The organism is Streptomyces sp. GESEQ-4, from assembly GCF_017948455.1.
Lineage (GTDB): Bacteria > Actinomycetota > Actinomycetes > Streptomycetales > Streptomycetaceae > Streptomyces.
The window spans coordinates 1-14,602 of the sequence record NZ_JAFFSU010000009.1 but is presented as its reverse complement, the minus strand read 5'-3'; the positions used below and the strand labels follow the sequence as shown (position 1 = coordinate 14,602).

The 14,602-nt window shown below is 68.8% G+C and carries 15 protein-coding genes; 8 read left to right on the top strand and 7 right to left on the bottom strand.

Features of this window, described 5'->3' with window-relative positions; all coding sequences use genetic code 11:
• The first annotated feature begins 154 nt into the window (after window positions 1-154).
• Window positions 155-2,662 carry an FHA domain-containing protein gene (locus KCH48_RS18825; RefSeq protein WP_210575551.1) on the top strand — a complete coding sequence of 836 codons (2,508 nt, stop codon included), beginning with the start codon at window positions 155-157 and terminating at the stop codon, window positions 2,660-2,662.
• Between the two features lie 100 nt (window positions 2,663-2,762).
• On the opposite strand, the gene KCH48_RS18820 is transcribed toward KCH48_RS18825, so the two are convergent.
• The 3 genes from KCH48_RS18820 to KCH48_RS18810 form a co-directional block, all read right to left on the bottom strand.
• Window positions 2,763-3,521: a transglycosylase SLT domain-containing protein gene (locus tag KCH48_RS18820; protein WP_210575549.1), complete on the bottom strand. Its 759-nt coding sequence runs from the start codon at window positions 3,519-3,521 to the stop codon at window positions 2,763-2,765.
• Window positions 3,522-3,821: 300 nt separating this feature from the next.
• Window positions 3,822-4,898: an S-adenosylmethionine:tRNA ribosyltransferase-isomerase gene (locus tag KCH48_RS18815; RefSeq protein WP_210575548.1), complete on the bottom strand. Its 1,077-nt coding sequence runs from the start codon at window positions 4,896-4,898 to the stop codon at window positions 3,822-3,824.
• Complete coding sequence (locus KCH48_RS18810; protein WP_210575547.1) at window positions 4,895-5,590, bottom strand: SDR family oxidoreductase; 696 nt, start codon at window positions 5,588-5,590, stop codon at window positions 4,895-4,897. The genes KCH48_RS18815 and KCH48_RS18810 overlap by 4 nt, the downstream gene beginning before the upstream one ends.
• A gap of 199 nt (window positions 5,591-5,789) precedes the next feature.
• Between KCH48_RS18810 and KCH48_RS18805 the strand changes: the two genes are divergently transcribed.
• From KCH48_RS18805 to chpE, 3 genes are all read left to right on the top strand, one after another.
• Window positions 5,790-6,935 carry a GAF domain-containing sensor histidine kinase gene (locus KCH48_RS18805; RefSeq protein ID WP_210575546.1) on the top strand — a complete coding sequence of 382 codons (1,146 nt, stop codon included), beginning with the start codon at window positions 5,790-5,792 and terminating at the stop codon, window positions 6,933-6,935.
• Entirely contained in the window at window positions 6,928-7,569 is a 642-nt protein-coding gene (locus KCH48_RS18800) for a response regulator transcription factor (protein WP_210575545.1), read from the top strand. The genes KCH48_RS18805 and KCH48_RS18800 overlap by 8 nt, the downstream gene beginning before the upstream one ends.
• Window positions 7,570-7,725: 156 nt before the next feature.
• A complete protein-coding gene (gene chpE, locus KCH48_RS18795; RefSeq protein WP_210575544.1) occupies window positions 7,726-7,971 on the top strand; it encodes a chaplin ChpE in 246 nt (81 codons plus the stop codon).
• Between the two features lie 90 nt (window positions 7,972-8,061).
• Here chpE and KCH48_RS18790 read toward each other — a convergent pair whose 3' ends face one another.
• Entirely contained in the window at window positions 8,062-8,850 is a 789-nt protein-coding gene (locus tag KCH48_RS18790; RefSeq protein ID WP_210575542.1) for a hypothetical protein, read from the bottom strand.
• A 139-nt stretch (window positions 8,851-8,989) separates the two neighbouring features.
• Here KCH48_RS18790 and KCH48_RS18785 point away from each other — a divergent pair, with 139 nt between their 5' ends.
• From KCH48_RS18785 to KCH48_RS18775, 3 genes are all read left to right on the top strand, one after another.
• Window positions 8,990-9,781, top strand: a complete 792-nt coding sequence (locus KCH48_RS18785) for an ABC transporter ATP-binding protein (RefSeq protein WP_210575540.1) — start codon at window positions 8,990-8,992, stop codon at window positions 9,779-9,781.
• Between the two features lie 84 nt (window positions 9,782-9,865).
• Entirely contained in the window at window positions 9,866-10,297 is a 432-nt protein-coding gene (locus KCH48_RS18780) for an NfeD family protein (RefSeq protein ID WP_210575538.1), read from the top strand.
• 157 nt (window positions 10,298-10,454) lie between these two features.
• Complete coding sequence (locus KCH48_RS18775; protein ID WP_210575536.1) at window positions 10,455-11,405, top strand: SPFH domain-containing protein; 951 nt, start codon at window positions 10,455-10,457, stop codon at window positions 11,403-11,405.
• A 119-nt stretch (window positions 11,406-11,524) separates the two neighbouring features.
• Here the strand turns inward: KCH48_RS18775 and KCH48_RS18770 are convergent, their stop codons facing one another.
• The 3 genes from KCH48_RS18770 to KCH48_RS18760 all read right to left on the bottom strand — a co-directional run bounded on the left by KCH48_RS18770 (window position 11,525) and on the right by KCH48_RS18760 (window position 13,586).
• Window positions 11,525-12,031: an HNH endonuclease gene (locus KCH48_RS18770; protein ID WP_210575534.1), complete on the bottom strand. Its 507-nt coding sequence runs from the start codon at window positions 12,029-12,031 to the stop codon at window positions 11,525-11,527.
• Between the two features lie 188 nt (window positions 12,032-12,219).
• Window positions 12,220-12,759 (bottom strand): YbhB/YbcL family Raf kinase inhibitor-like protein, encoded by a 540-nt coding sequence (locus KCH48_RS18765; RefSeq protein WP_210575532.1) that lies wholly within the window; start codon window positions 12,757-12,759, stop codon window positions 12,220-12,222.
• 41 nt (window positions 12,760-12,800) lie between these two features.
• Window positions 12,801-13,586 (bottom strand): sporulation protein, encoded by a 786-nt coding sequence (locus tag KCH48_RS18760; protein WP_210575530.1) that lies wholly within the window; start codon window positions 13,584-13,586, stop codon window positions 12,801-12,803.
• A 140-nt stretch (window positions 13,587-13,726) separates the two neighbouring features.
• Here KCH48_RS18760 and KCH48_RS18755 point away from each other — a divergent pair, with 140 nt between their 5' ends.
• Complete coding sequence (locus KCH48_RS18755) at window positions 13,727-14,377, top strand: DNA-3-methyladenine glycosylase (protein ID WP_210575528.1); 651 nt, start codon at window positions 13,727-13,729, stop codon at window positions 14,375-14,377.
• Window positions 14,378-14,602: the final 225 nt, after the last annotated feature.

Genomic DNA, 14,602 nt, shown 5'->3' with positions numbered 1-14,602 from the left:
CGTCAACGGAACCAGTCGAAGCGTGTGTGCGTGGTCCTCACAAGGCCCGGCTTTCAGTCAGGGGGCGGAGCCTGAAATAGTTCCCGACGATGTTCGACATCCCTAGACTCCCTGTGATGGGGGTAACTCGGGGGACTACTCAGTGGGGCATGGAGTGCCGGAACTCGTACTGGAATTGAACGGACGGACCTGGACGCTCGATCCGTCCAGGCCATACACCCTCGGACGTGATCCGCAGGGGGACATCGTGCTCGATGACGCCAGGGTGTCCTGGCGTCACGCCACGATCAGCTGGGGGGGCCGCAGTTGGGTCATCGAGGACCACGGCAGCACCAACGGCACATTCGTGCAGGGCCAGCGGATCCACCAGATGGAGATCGGCCCCGGCTCGGCCGTGTACCTGGGCAACGCGACCGACGGCCCGTGCCTGAACGCGTCCGGTACCGCGGCCGTTGTGGCCCAGCCCCAGCCCCAGCAGCAGCCGCAGCCGTACGCCGCGCAGAGCGCGAGCCCCGGCTGGGCGCAGCAGGCGCCGCCGCAGCAGGTTCCGCAACAGCAGGGCTGGCAGCAGGCCGCGCCGCACATCCCGCAGCAGCAGGGCCCCGGTGGTGGCGCGGGGGCGCCGCCGGTCTACGGCGACCGCAGTCCGACCACGTTCCACCAGTTCTCGATCGGCCGCGTCATGCGCATCGGGCGTGCCCTGGAGAACGACCTGGTCGTCTCCGACCTGCAGGTCTCGCGCAACCACGCCGAGTTCCACTCGATGCCCGACGGCCGCATGGAGATCCGCGACCTGGGCTCGCACAACGGCACGTACGTCAACGGCCAGCCGATCGCCAAGGGCGGCTCGCAGATGTTGGGCCCCGCCGACATCGTGGGCGTCGGCCACTCGACGTTCCGGATCGTCGGCGACCGCCTGGAAGAGTTCGTCGACACCGGTGAAGTCTCCTTCTCCGCACGCCACTTGACGGTCACCGTCGACGGTGGGAAGCAGATCCTCAAGGACGTGTCCTTCGGCGTCCCGGAGAAGTCGCTGATCGCGGTCATCGGACCGTCCGGCTCCGGCAAGTCGACGCTGCTCAAGGCGCTCACCGGCTACCGGCCCGCCAACGAGGGCGACGTCCTCTACGACAACCGGAACCTGTACAAGCAGTTCGCCGAGCTGCGTCAGCGCATCGGTCTGGTCCCGCAGGACGACATCCTGCACAAGGAGCTGACCGTCAAGAAGGCCCTCAAGTACGCGGCCAAGCTCCGCTTCCCGGCCGACACCACCGCGCGCGAGCGCGATCAGCGCATCGACGAGGTGCTGCGCGAGCTGAAGCTGGACGTCCACAAGGAGAAGAAGGTCACCTCCCTCTCCGGCGGCCAGCGCAAGCGCGTCTCGGTGGCTCTGGAACTGCTCACCAAGCCGTCGCTGATCTTCCTCGACGAGCCTACGTCCGGTCTCGACCCGGGCATGGACCGCGATGTCATGCAGCTCCTGCGCGGCCTCGCCGACGACGGCCGTACGGTCCTCGTCGTCACGCACTCGGTGGCCGAGCTGGCGATCTGCGACAAGCTCCTGGTGATGGCGCCGGGCGGCGCAGTCGCCTACTTCGGCCCGCCCGAGGAGGCGCTGAACTTCTTCGGCTACGACACCTGGGCCGACGTCTTCTCCGCCTTCGAGAACTACCGCGACTACGACTGGGCCGGACGCTGGAAGGGCTCGCAGCACTACCAGATCTACGCAGCGGACATCGACGCGATAGCGGCACAGTCCGTACAGATGCCGCCGATGCAGGCGATGCGGCCGCCGAAACCGCAGGGCTGGATGTCCCAGTTCACCACGTTGGTGCGCCGCTATGTCTCCGTCATCGCCTCGGACAAGGGCTTCCTGGCCCTGACGGTGATCCTGCCGCTCGTCCTCGGCTCGGTGAGCCTGCTCATCGACCAGGGCAAGGACCTCCTGGTCAACACGGAGATCAACCCGAACACCGGCCAGCCCGTCGCGAACGGCACGGCCCTGACCGTCCTGCTGATCCTCGCGGTCGGCGCGTGCTTCGCCGGCGCCGCCAACTCCGTCCGTGAACTGATCAAGGAACGGGTCATCTACGAGCGGGAGCGCGCGACCGGCCTGTCCCGGTCCGCGTACCTGATGTCCAAGGTGTTCGTGCTCGGCTGCATCACGGTGTTGCAGGGTCTGATGGTCGGCGTCATCGGCTTCTCCAGCCGCACCCTCCCCGACGAGGGCCTGATCCTCCGCAGCCAGATCCTCCTGGAACTCTGCATCCCGATCATGGCGCTGGGCTTCAGCGCGATGATGTTCGGCCTGATCATCTCGGCCCTGGTGAAGACCGCAGAGAAGACCATGCCGCTGCTGGTCATGTTCGCGATCGTCCAGGTCGTCTTCACGGGCTGCCTGTTCCCCCTGGCCGGATCGGTCGGCGTCAACGAGCTCTCGTATCTGATGCCGTCGCGCTGGGCGGTCGCCGCCGCGGGCGCCACGCTCGACTTCAACCGGATCAGCCCGCCCGCCAAGGGCGAGAGCAACGACCCGCTGTGGGAGAACACGGTCGCCGTCTGGGGCATGGACATGGCCGCCCTGATCGCCATCGGCGTGATCTGCGGCTTCTTCGTGGCCCGCTTCCTGCGCCGCCACGAGCCGGAGGTCATGCGGAAGTAACCGCTCTCGTACGACATCGCTCTCGTACGACGCCGAAGCGCGGCACCCCGGCAGGGGCGCCGCGCTTCGGCGTTACGCGAGGCTGAGGTCCGCGCCGACCTCAGTACGCGCTGTTGACGTTGTCGATCGAGCCGTACTTGTCGGCCGCGTAGTTGGCGGCGGCGACGATGTTGGCGACCGGGTCGTACTGGCTCTTGGCCGTGCCCGCGACGTGGTAGGCGTCGAAGGTCGGCTTGATGACCTGCAGCAGACCGATCGAGGGGACACCGTTGATGGCGTTGATGTCCCAGTTGTTGATGGCGTTCGGGTTGCCCGAGGACTCCCGCATGATGTTGCGGTACAGACCGTTGTAGCTACCGGGGATGCCCTTGTCGTCCATGATGTCGAGGGCGTGGTTGATCCAGCCGTTGAGGTTGTTGGAGTACGTCTTCGCGGCGACGGGCTTGACCGCGGCGCGCTTGGCGGACCGGCTCGCGGCCTCCTTCGCCTTGCGCGCGGCCTCGGCCTTCTTCTTGGCCGCGGCTGCGGCGGCAGCCTTCTTCTTCGCGGCGGCCTCGACGGCGGCCTTCTTCTTCGCCTCGGCCGCTGCGGCGGCGTGCTTCTTGGCGGCGATCTGCTCGGCCTTCAGGCTGGCGCCGGCGAGCTGGTCGGTGACGCTGGCCTTGACATCCTTGATCTGTTCGGAGCTGTACGCCACCTTGCCCGCGGGGGCAGCCTCGGCCGTGGTCGACTGCGCGCTGCTCGGCACCGCGGAGATCGCGACCGCGGCGGCGCCGAGCGTGGCGACACCGGCGATGGCGATCTTGTGGGTGCGCGTCAGGGCGCGAATGTGACCAGGCTTCTTGGTGTTCTTGGGCATGGCAGATGGACCTCTTCGAATAGCGCGGAGGTCGCTCGCTGTCCGGCAGGGGACACGGGTGCTTCCGGCACAAACGCCGCGGGGCGATACCCGCGGCGCTGAGCGACGGGAGCCATTGTTAGCGGCCGCAAAAATGCCATGCAAAGGTGTGACGTACGATCCCCGATAGTGGATCAGGGAAGGGCAAAACGGGACAGACCGGAGCGTCTGTCCCGCTCATGCGGGGCGCGTTTGTCTCCTATTGCCCCTAGTACGTGATCTGCGCCCTATGTGCGGCCTCACATCGGCCGGGAAAAGCTCTCACCAACTGTTGCTGGAGCAATGCTCTGTGTGAGCGTTCTCCGTCGGCAGGACGAGATGCACATCCCCGAACTCGTGCCACAGGTAGCGCTCGCGCAGCGCCTCCTCATATCCCCGGTCGACCGCCTCGCGCCCCGCGATCGCCTCCAGCATCAGCAGATGCGAGGCCTGCGGCTCATGCAGCCCGGTCAGCAGCCCGTCCACCACCCGCACCCTGCGCTCCGGGGTGACGACGAGGTCTGTCCATCCCGCACGCGCGCGTACGACCCCGTCGGGCCCGACCGCCGACTCCACCGCCCGCACGGCCGTGGTACCGACCGCGATCACTCGTCCATCCCCGGCCGCCACCGCATTGATCAGCCGCGCCGACGCCTCAGACACCGCGAACCGCTCCGGATACGGCGGCTCGTGCACCTCGACCGAGGCCACCCCGGTGTGCAGCGTCACCGGAGCGAACTGCACCCCCCGGCTCACCAGCTCCGCCACCAGCCGGGCCGTGAAGGGCCGGGCGGCACTGGGCATCTCCGCGCTGCCCAGGCCGTCGGCGGTGGGGAGGGCGAAGACCGTCTGGTACACGGACAAGGGCTGGTCCCTCTCCGTGTACGAGTAGCGAATCGGCCGCCCGTGCTCCCGGAGCATGCCGAGCACCTCCGCTCCGGCCACCCGCGCCCACCACAGCCGCTCGCTCAGCGCCTCCTCCAGGACCAGCCGCACACCCCCGGGCAACCGCACCTCCGTCCCCGCAGGACCTCCCGCACGCGCGCGTGTGGCCCCCTTCCCGTCCGGCTCCCGCAGTTCGACGGCCCACCGTCCGTCGTCCCCGAGGGTGGAGAAGTGCACGACCACGCGCGCGTGCCCGATCCGCCCGTCCACGGCGGCGGCGAGCGTCGGTGACGTATTGACGACGAGCAGGTCTCCCGCCCGCAGCAGCCGCGGCAGCTCCGTGAAGGTGTGATGTGACACAGCACGGCCACGCGACACCAGCAGCCGTACGGAATCCCGGTCGAGCCCGGGCCCCCGCTGCTCGACCGGCACGCGCGCGGACAACTCCTCCGGAACCTGCAGTGCCAGCGTCATCGCCCCTCCACCAGGGAGGGCGCGCTGTACCGGCCACTGGCCGGACGCTCGTCCAGCAACCGCAGGAAGGCGGGCACCACACTCGCCGGCGCCGGCCGCGGATCATCGTCGTCCGGTACGGCTGCCGCATACAGGTCCGTGGCCATGTCGCCGGGATCCACCGCCCACACCCGCAGCCCGGGCTCCTCCGCGCCGAGCACCGCCGCGAGGTGGTCCAGGGCCGCCTTCGAGGCCCCGTAGCCGCCCCAGGTCTCGTACGCCTCGGCAGCCGCGTCCGAGCTGACCGTGATCACCGCGCCCGTCCCCGACGCCCGCAGCAGCGGCAGCGCCTCCTGTACGAGGCCCAGCGCGGCCACCACGTTCACCTCCAGCGCCCGCCGCAGCCCCTCCAGGGGCAGCGCGTCCAGCTGTACGAGCGGCTCGACGCCCAGCGCGCTCGCGTTGTTCACCACCAGATCGACCCCGCCGAGCTGCCAGGCCGCCGCGACCAGCTGGGCCCGGTGCGCGGCGTCCGTGACGTCGCCCGGCAGCGCCGTCACGCGCGTGCCGTACGCGGACACGGCCGCCGACGTCTCGTCCAGCACCTTCGCCCCTCTGGCGTCCAGCACCAGATCCCAGCCCCGCGCGGCCAGTGCCTCGGCGAGCGCCCGCCCCAGCCCCTTCGACGCCCCTGTGATGATCGCTACCGGCATGACACACGTCTCCTTTGATCGGCTCGCCCTCAACGTAGGAAGGGGCCCGCGGTCGCCGCCTCGGACGGGGGCCGCAAAGCGGTGGGTCCTTTCGCCCTAAGCCGCGCCTCCGGGGACCTGCGGCCTAGGCCCACAGCCCTAGGCGGTGGCCGCCAACGGTCCGATCCGCGTTGTCCGACCCCGCCGGTACCGTGAGGACATGAGTCAAGGCCCCCGGTCCGGCCTCGCCGCGGTGAGTTCCGCGCTGCTGGCCATGAGCAGGCACCTCGAGGTGCGCGACGTCCTCAAGACGATCGTCGCCTCGGCCCGCGAGCTGCTCGACGCGCAGTACGCCGCACTGGGCGTCCCGGACGACCACGGAGGCTTCGCCCAGTTCGTGGTCGACGGCGTCAGCGACCAGCAGTGGAAGGCCATCGGCCCGCTGCCGCGACAGCACGGAATCCTCGCCTCGATGCTTCAGGAGGCCAAGGTCGAGCGCCTCGCCGACGTCCGCAGGGACCCCCGTTTCGAGGGCTGGCCGTCGGCACACCCCGACCTGGTCGACTTCCTGGGCCTGCCGATCCGCGACGGCGACGAGGTCATCGGCGCACTGTTCCTGGCCAACAAGAACTGCCCGAAACCGGAAGGAAGTTGCGGCTTCACCGAGGAGGACGAGGAACTCCTGGGAATCCTCGCCCAGCACGCGGCGATCGCCCTCACCAACGCCCGTCTCTACGAGCGCAGCCGCGAGCTGACCATCGCCGAGGAACGCTCCCGCCTCGCCCATGAACTGCACGACGCGGTCAGCCAGAAGCTCTTCTCCCTGCGCCTGACGGCCCAGGCCGCCGCCGCCCTCGTCGACCGCGACCCGTCCCGCGCCAAGGGCGAACTGCACCAGGTGGCCCTGCTCGCCGCCGAGGCGGCCGACGAACTGCGCGCCGCCGTCGTCGAGTTGCGCCCCGCCGCCCTCGACGAGGACGGGCTCGTCAACACCCTGCGCACCCAGGTCCAGGTCCTCGACCGCGCCCACGCCGCGCGCGTGACCTTCGCCGGGCGCGGGACACGGGCCCTGCCCGCCGCCCAGGAGGAGGCCGTGCTCCGCGTCGCCCAGGAGGCCCTGCACAACGCGCTGCGGCACTCGGGCGCCGAGCATGTCGACGTGACCCTGGACCGGCACGGCAGCGGAGCCGTCCTGCGCGTCACCGACGACGGCAACGGCTTCGACCCGCAGTCGATACGCCGCGCGGGCCGCCATCTCGGCCTGGTCTCCATGCGGGACCGGGCGAGCGGGGTCGGCGGCAGCCTGACGGTGGAATCGGCGCCCGGCAAGGGCACCACGATCGAGATGGAGGTCCCCGGTGGCTGACGCAATCAGGGTGCTGCTCGTCGACGACCACCAGGTGGTCCGCCGTGGCCTGCGCACCTTCCTCGAAGTGCAGGACGACATCGAGGTCGTGGGCGAGGCCGCGGACGGCGCCGAAGGAGTCGCGTGCACCGAGGAGTTGAAGCCCGACGTCGTCCTGATGGACGTCAAGATGCCGGGCATGGACGGCGTCGACGCGCTGAGCAGACTCCGAGAACTGAACAACCCCGCGCGCGTGCTCATCGTCACCAGCTTCACCGAACAGCGCACGGTGGTCCCGGCCCTGCGCGCCGGCGCCGCCGGCTATGTCTACAAGGACATCGACCCCGACGCCCTCGCCGGCGCCATCCGCTCCGTGCACGCCGGTCACATCCTGCTCCAGCCCGAGGTCGCCGGCGCCCTGCTGTCCCAGGAGGAGGCCAACTCGGGCCAGGGCAGAGCCGGTTCGCTCACGGAACGAGAGCGCGAAGTGCTGAGCCTGATAGCCGACGGCCGCTCCAACCGGGAGATCGCCCGCGCCCTGGTCCTCTCCGAGAAGACGGTGAAGACCCATGTGTCGAACATCCTGATGAAGCTCGACCTGGCGGACCGAACCCAGGCCGCACTGTGGGCAGTACGCCATGGTGTGGCCGGATAAGGCTCGTTCCGAGCGGCAATACGGAGGGTTCCACTCCGGGCTGAGATTCATACCGTCGTGGGAATGTCCCCCAGATGGCGCATCCTCCGTGGATCTCCGCCGTTCTCCAGTGCGTGCTGCGGCGACTGCCGCGGCGATCGCAAGGAGGGCTTAGAAGTGAAGAACCTGAAGAAGGTAGCGGCCGTGACGATGGTGGCCGGCGGGCTGGTCGCCGCGGGTGCCGGTATGGCCTCCGCCACCGACGGCGCCGCGGCCAACGGCAAGGCCGTGGGTTCGCCGGGCATCGTCTCGGGCAATGTCGTCCAGGCCCCGGTGCACATCCCCGTGAACGCGGTCGGCAACAGCGTGAACGTCGTCGGTGTACTGAACCCCGCCTTCGGCAACCTGGGCATCAACCGCTGACCTCCCTAGCGGAGCAGCAGTGACCTCCGGCCTCCCGGGCACCCACCCCCGGGAGGCCGGTCAGCGTCCCGCCAGCCGCAGCGCAGCCCCTTACCGCGCCCCTCGCTCCCGCTCCTCCACCACCGCGTTGTACGCCGCGACCTGCGCCCGCCGCGCCGTCCGCTCCACCGGCCGCAGCGCGGCCCCCCGAGCCGCCATCTCGCCCGCGCTCACCGCACCCCCGTGCCCGTTCTCGTACGCCACCGAGATCAGCATCCCCACGCGCTGTGCCAGCTCCAGCACCCGCACCGCCCGCGGCGGATACCCCGGCGCCAGCACTTCCCGCCCACGCTCGGCCCGCGCCCGATACGCCTCGATCGCCGCCTCGGCCACCGGCCCGGACCCGGCGACATCCAGCCGCGAGAGCACCTCCGTCGCGTCCCGCAACGCCTCCGCCAGCTCACGCTCGGCCTCACCCAGCGACGGCACATCCGCCGGCGGCGCCTCCCGTACCGCCAGGCAGTGCCATACGACCTCGACATGCACATCGCCGTCGGGGCCGGCCTCGTACACCTCAGGCACCAACCCGAAGGCGGCGCCGTAACAGATCACCGCCTCCTCGGCCTCCAGCGCCCGGGCGTTGAACTCCGGCGGTCCGCTCAGCCCCAGCGGATGCCCGGGCTGGGGCAGCGCGACCTGCAGTCCGCTCACCCCGAGCGCCCGCAGCCTTCCCAACGCGAGCGTGAGTCCGACCGGCGCGGCCTCGCCCGGCAGCCCCTCCACCCGATGCACCGCGTCCTCGCCGACGATGGCGAGAACGGCGTCATCCGGAGAGACAAGTCCGGCCAAAAGGGCATTTCCCCAAGCGGCAAGGCGTCCTGAACGCGGTTCCGAAAGCATGCGTCCACCCTAAGGACCGGACCGATGGAATGGAGCGGGCGGCCGGTGGCGTAGATTTCGTTGAGGGCTGCGCCCAACGGCGCACGCGAGAAGCCGAGACGCCGAGACCGGTCACACTGCAAGGGGAGACAACGCGCTCATGAGCGATGTTCTGGAGCTTCAGGACGTATCTGTGGTCCGGGAGGGCCGGGCTCTCGTGGACCAGGTGTCCTGGTCGGTGAAGGAGGGCGAGCGCTGGGTCATCCTCGGCCCCAACGGCGCCGGCAAGACCACCCTCCTCAATGTCGCGTCCAGCTACCTCTTCCCCAGCAGCGGCACCGCCACCATCCTCGGCGACACCCTCGGGAAGGTCGACGTCTTCGAGCTGCGCCCGCGCATCGGCGTGGCCGGCATCGCCATGGCCGACAAGCTCCCCAAGCGCCAGACCGTCCTGCAGACCGTGCTGACCGCCGCCTACGGCATGACCGCCGGCTGGCACGAGGACTACGAGGACATCGACGAACAGCGCGCCCGCGCCTTCCTCGACCGCCTCGGCATGAGCGACTTCCTGGAGCGCAAGTTCGGCACGCTCTCCGAGGGCGAGCGCAAGCGCACCCTCATCGCCCGCGCCCTGATGACCGACCCCGAACTGCTCCTTCTCGACGAGCCCGCCGCCGGCCTCGACCTCGGCGGCCGCGAGGACCTCGTACGCCGTCTCGGCCGCCTCGCCCGCGACCCGATCGCCCCCTCGATGCTCATGGTCACCCACCACGTCGAGGAGATCGCCCCCGGCTTCACCCACGTCCTGATGATCCGCCAGGGCAAGGTCCTCGCCGCCGGCCCCCTGGAACTCGAACTCACCTCCCGCAACCTCTCCCTCTGCTTCGGACTGCCCCTCGTCGTCGAACAGGTCGGCGAGCGCTGGACCGCACAGGGCCTCCCGCTGTCCTGAACTCCCGGACCCACAAGGTAAGAAGCGTGTGCCGACCTGATCTGCGCCCTGTCCGCGCGCGATCCCCGGTCCTACCATGACCTTGTGGAAATCGACCCGTGGGTGTGGTGGCTGATCGGCGCGGCAGTGCTCGGTGTCGGGCTTGTGATCACCACGATGCCCGAACTCGGCATGCTGGCGGTGGGCGCGATCGCGGCGGCGGTGGCCGCAGGCGCCTTCGGCGGTGACGCCGTCGTCCAAGTCGTGGTCTTCGCCGTCGTATCGACCGCACTCATCGCCGTCGTACGGCCCATCGCGGCCCGACATCGAGCGCAGCGACCCCAACTCGCCACAGGCGTAGAGGCGTTGAAGGGCAAGCAGGCCGTCGTACTGGAACGCGTCGACGGCTCGGGCGGCCGGATCAAGCTCGCCGGGGAGGTCTGGTCGGCACGCTCCCTCGACACCGGCCGCGCCTACGAAGTGGGCCAGGAAGTCGATGTCGTGGACATCGAGGGTGCCACGGCGATCGTCATGTGACCTCGTCAATCGGCGTATCCCGCAACTGAACCGAAGAACCCACGAGTTACGCGGCGGTCTGTCACACTCGACCAGCAAGATCTTCAACAACAAGATCTTCAACAGGCATAAGATCTCCCGAAGGTGCCGAGGCGGAGAAGGGTACGGGGAAGCAACGATGGAACCGGTCATCATCGTCCTGATCATTCTGGTGGTGTTGGTCTTCATCGCCCTGATCAAGACGATCCAAGTCATCCCACAGGCCAGCGCGGCCATCGTCGAGCGCTTCGGCCGCTACACGCGGACGCTGAACGCGGGCCTCAACATCGTCGTCCCGTTCATCGACACCATCCGCAACCGCATCGACCTGCGCGAACAGGTCGTCCCGTTCCCGCCGCAGCCGGTGATCACCCAGGACAACCTGGTCGTCAACATCGACACCGTCATCTATTACCAGGTGACCGACGCCCGGGCCGCCACGTACGAAGTCGCCAGCTACATCCAGGCGATCGAGCAGCTCACCGTCACCACGCTCCGCAACATCATCGGCGGCATGGACCTCGAGCGGACCCTGACCTCCCGCGAGGAGATCAACGCGGCCCTGCGTGGCGTCCTCGACGAGGCCACGGGCAAGTGGGGCATCCGCGTCAACCGCGTGGAACTCAAGGCCATCGAGCCCCCGACCTCCATCCAGGACTCGATGGAGAAGCAGATGCGCGCCGACCGTGACAAGCGCGCCGCGATCCTCCAGGCCGAGGGTGTCCGGCAGTCCGAGATCCTCCGAGCCGAAGGTGAGAAGCAGTCCCAGATCCTGCGCGCCGAAGGTGAGGCCAAGGCCGCCGCCCTGCGCGCCGAGGGCGAGGCCCAGGCGATCCGCACGGTCTTCGAATCCATCCACGCCGGCGACGCGGACCAGAAGCTCCTCGCCTACCAGTACCTCCAGATGCTCCCCAAGATCGCCGAGGGCGACGCCAACAAACTCTGGATCGTCCCCAGCGAAATCGGCGACGCCCTCAAGGGCCTGAGCGGCGCCATGGGCAACTTCGGCCCGATGGGCGGAGGCTCAGGCAACGGAGGCGCCACAGGCGGCCAGGGCACGGAACGCCGAGAAAAGCCGACGCTGGACTGAGAACGGGCGGAACCCCCCCGCGCCCCTGTCTTTTAGGGGCGCGGGGCTGTATCGATTTGCGGCTCCGCCGCGTGGGCGCGAGCAACCACAAACAACCCGCAGCCGCCGAAGCACCTCAATCAGGCAGCCGGCTGGGCGAGCCAATCCGGCAGCGCAGCAAAGTCGTCCTGCCCCAGAGCCAACAACATCGCATCCGCCGGCGTCGGCTCAAACGGCTCCCGAAGCAACGGCATCCCCGCCTCCGCCGGCGTCCGATTCGCCTTCCGGTGATTGTCCTCCGCACACGAGGCGACCGTATTCAGCCACGTGTCCTGCCCACCCTGCGACCGAGGCACAACATGGTCCACGGTCGTCGCCCGACGACCGCAGTACGCGCACCTGTGCCGGTCCCGCACCAGGACACCCCGCCGCGACCACGGAGCTTGTCTTCGGAACGGCACCCGCACATACCTGCACAACCTGATCACCCGGGGCGCCGGTATATCGACAGCGGCTCCGCGCATACGCAGTTCGGGGTGGGCCTGCTCGACGACGGCCTTGTCCTGCAGCACCAGAACGACGGCTCGGTTCAACGTCACCGTCGACAGCGGCTCAAAGCTCGCGTTGAGTACCAACGTGTCCCGCATACCAGCCCACCTCCCGTGTCGCACCCGCCCACCGCGTGGCGGGCTGGGATCAACTCTGGCCGGGCACGCCGAGATGGACAACGCAATATCTGCTGCTCCCACGGGGGGTGACCCCCGCGCCCCCGGCAACAAAAATGCCCGCCCCTGATCACTTCCAAGACCAGGGACGGGCAAACGTTCAATGAACGTCAGGCTTCGGCGGGCACCTCGTACTCACCGGTGAGCTGGGCGCGCGCCAGCGCGTGGAACCGCAGATTGAAGCCCACGAAGGCCGGGCTGGCGTCCGAATCCGGCCCCAGCTTCTCCTGGTCCACGGCGTACACCGTGAACACATAACGGTGCGGCCCGTCCCCGGCAGGCGGCGCGGCCCCGCCGAAGTCCTTCGTGCCGTAGTCGTTGCGCGCATGTACGGCACCCTCGGGCAGCCCCTCGAACTTGCCGCTGCCCGCGCCCTCCGGCAGCTCGGTCACCGAGACCGGGATATCGAAGACGACCCAGTGCCAGAACCCGCTGCCGGTAGGGGCGTCCGGGTCGTAGCACGTGACGGCGAAGCTCTTGGTCTCCGGCGGGAAGCCCTCCCACCGCAGCTGCGGCGACGTGTTGCCGGCCGCGTAGACCTGAGCGTCCTTGAGCGTCGCACCTTCCTCGACGTGCTCGCTCGTGACCGTGAACGACGGCACGGGCGGATGGAAGTCATGGGGGAGCGGCCGCCGCTTGAGCTCGGTCACCTCGGTACCTCCTGATCGGTTCCTACTCAGTGGTCCCGAGCCTAGAACCAGTTGCGCTTGCTGCCGACCTCGGACAGCCACTGGTTGAGGTACGCCACCCAGTCGGTGCCCTGGAAGTCGTGCAGCCCCACCTGGAAGGACCGGAAGGTGTCACTGCCCTCGCTGAACAGCCCCGGCTTCTTGTCCATTTCCAGGATGACGTCCATCGCGTTCGCATCCGCGACGAAGCTCAACTCGACCTGGTTCAGCCCCCGGTACTGCTGCGGCGGCAGGAATTCGATCTCCTGGTAGAACGGCAGCTTCTGACGCGTACCCCGGATGTGACCGCGCTCCATGTCTGCGCTCTTGAAACGGAAGCCCAGCTGGATGAACGCGTCGAGCAGCGCCTTCTGCGCCGGCAGCGGGTGCACGTTGATCGGGTCCAGGTCACCGGAGTCGACCGCGCGCGCGATCGCCAGCTCCGTGGTCACGCCGATGTTCATCCCACGCAGCGCCTGACCGTCGATCATGGTGATCGGGGTCTCCCACGGGATCTCCAGCCCGAACGGCACCGCGTGCACGGCATTGGCCTGCAGCTGGAAGGCCCCGCCGAGCGGCTGCTTCGTGAACTCGATGTTCTGCTTGTACTCCTGGTCGTCGTGGCCCTCGACCTCGACCTTGGCCTGCAGCCCGACCGACACCCCCTGGATCTCCTGATCGACGGACCCACCCTGGATCCGCACCTCACCCTGGACGACACCGCCCGGAACGACGTTGACCTCGGTCAGAACCGTCTCGACCGAAGCCCCGCCGGCCCCCAGACTCGCGAGCAGCTTCTTGAACGCCATGTCTCTTCCCTCTCGCGTGGATCCCTTGATCCCTACAAACGCACTACGGCCGTGGCCGGTTCCGCGCCCTTCACCCTGGCAAGGGGAAGGCCTTCTGACCACCCCGCCGCACCCACCGGCCTGCACTACCCTCGGACGGCATGATCGCGACCCCCGACCGTACGCCCCTCCCCAGAGACTTCTTCGACCGGCCCGTACTGGAAGTCGCCCCCGACCTCCTCGGCCGCATCCTGGTGCGTACGACCCCGGACGGTCCGATCTCCCTCCGCCTCACAGAGGTCGAGGCATACGACGGCCCGAACGACCCCGGCTCCCACGCCTATCGCGGCCGCACGCCCCGCAACGACGTGATGTTCGGTCCGCCCGGCCATGTGTACGTCTACTTCACCTACGGCATGTGGCACTGCATGAACCTGGTGTGCGGCCCGGACGGCGAGGCAAGCGCCGTCCTGCTCCGCGCCGGCGAGATCGTCGAGGGCACCGAACTGGCCCGCAAACGTCGACTATCGGCCCGAAGCGACAAGGAACTGGCCAAAGGCCCGGCCCGCCTCGCCACCGCCCTAGACGTGGACCGAGCCCTCGACGGCACGGACGCGTGCGCCTCCGGCGAGACACCCCTGAGCATGCTTGCCGGCACCGCCGTCCCCCCTGACCAGGTACGGAATGGTCCACGGACCGGCGTGGCCGGCGATGGCGGCAACGGAGACGTCCATCCCTGGCGCTACTGGATCGCCGACGACCCGACCGTGAGCCCGTACCGGGCTCACGTCCCCAGACGTCGCCGAAGTTGACGTGCCCGTGGAAGGTGCGTAACGTACTCCGAGCCGCTGAACCGGGTACGGCGAAAGCCAGCAGCCGGAGCGGCCAACCCACTACTTACGACTCCCTCCAGTGAGGGCGAATTCGGTATGTCCGCATGCCTGAATTCAGAACTCACGGACTCGATTATGAGCTTCCCAGGGAATCGGCTAACGTAGTGAATGCCGAAAGGCCCCGCCGACCGGGAATCAGTCCCA

Bases quoted from the DNA above. Each gene is read 5' to 3' on its own strand.
- KCH48_RS18820 (WP_210575549.1), bottom strand. From the start codon at position 3,521: ATGCCCAAGAACACCAAGAAGCCTGGTCACATTCGCGCCCTGACGCGC.
- KCH48_RS18760 (WP_210575530.1), bottom strand. From the start codon at position 13,586: ATGGCGTTCAAGAAGCTGCTCGCGAGTCTGGGGGCCGGCGGGGCTTCG.
- KCH48_RS18755 (WP_210575528.1), top strand. From the start codon at position 13,727: ATGATCGCGACCCCCGACCGTACGCCCCTCCCCAGAGACTTCTTCGAC.
- KCH48_RS18785 (WP_210575540.1), top strand. From the start codon at position 8,990: ATGAGCGATGTTCTGGAGCTTCAGGACGTATCTGTGGTCCGGGAGGGC.
- KCH48_RS18810 (WP_210575547.1), bottom strand. From the start codon at position 5,590: ATGCCGGTAGCGATCATCACAGGGGCGTCGAAGGGGCTGGGGCGGGCG.
- KCH48_RS18805 (WP_210575546.1), top strand. From the start codon at position 5,790: ATGAGTCAAGGCCCCCGGTCCGGCCTCGCCGCGGTGAGTTCCGCGCTG.
- KCH48_RS18770 (WP_210575534.1), bottom strand. From the start codon at position 12,031: ATGCGGGACACGTTGGTACTCAACGCGAGCTTTGAGCCGCTGTCGACG.
- KCH48_RS18790 (WP_210575542.1), bottom strand. From the start codon at position 8,850: ATGCTTTCGGAACCGCGTTCAGGACGCCTTGCCGCTTGGGGAAATGCC.
- KCH48_RS18775 (WP_210575536.1), top strand. From the start codon at position 10,455: ATGGAACCGGTCATCATCGTCCTGATCATTCTGGTGGTGTTGGTCTTC.
- KCH48_RS18815 (WP_210575548.1), bottom strand. From the start codon at position 4,898: ATGACGCTGGCACTGCAGGTTCCGGAGGAGTTGTCCGCGCGCGTGCCG.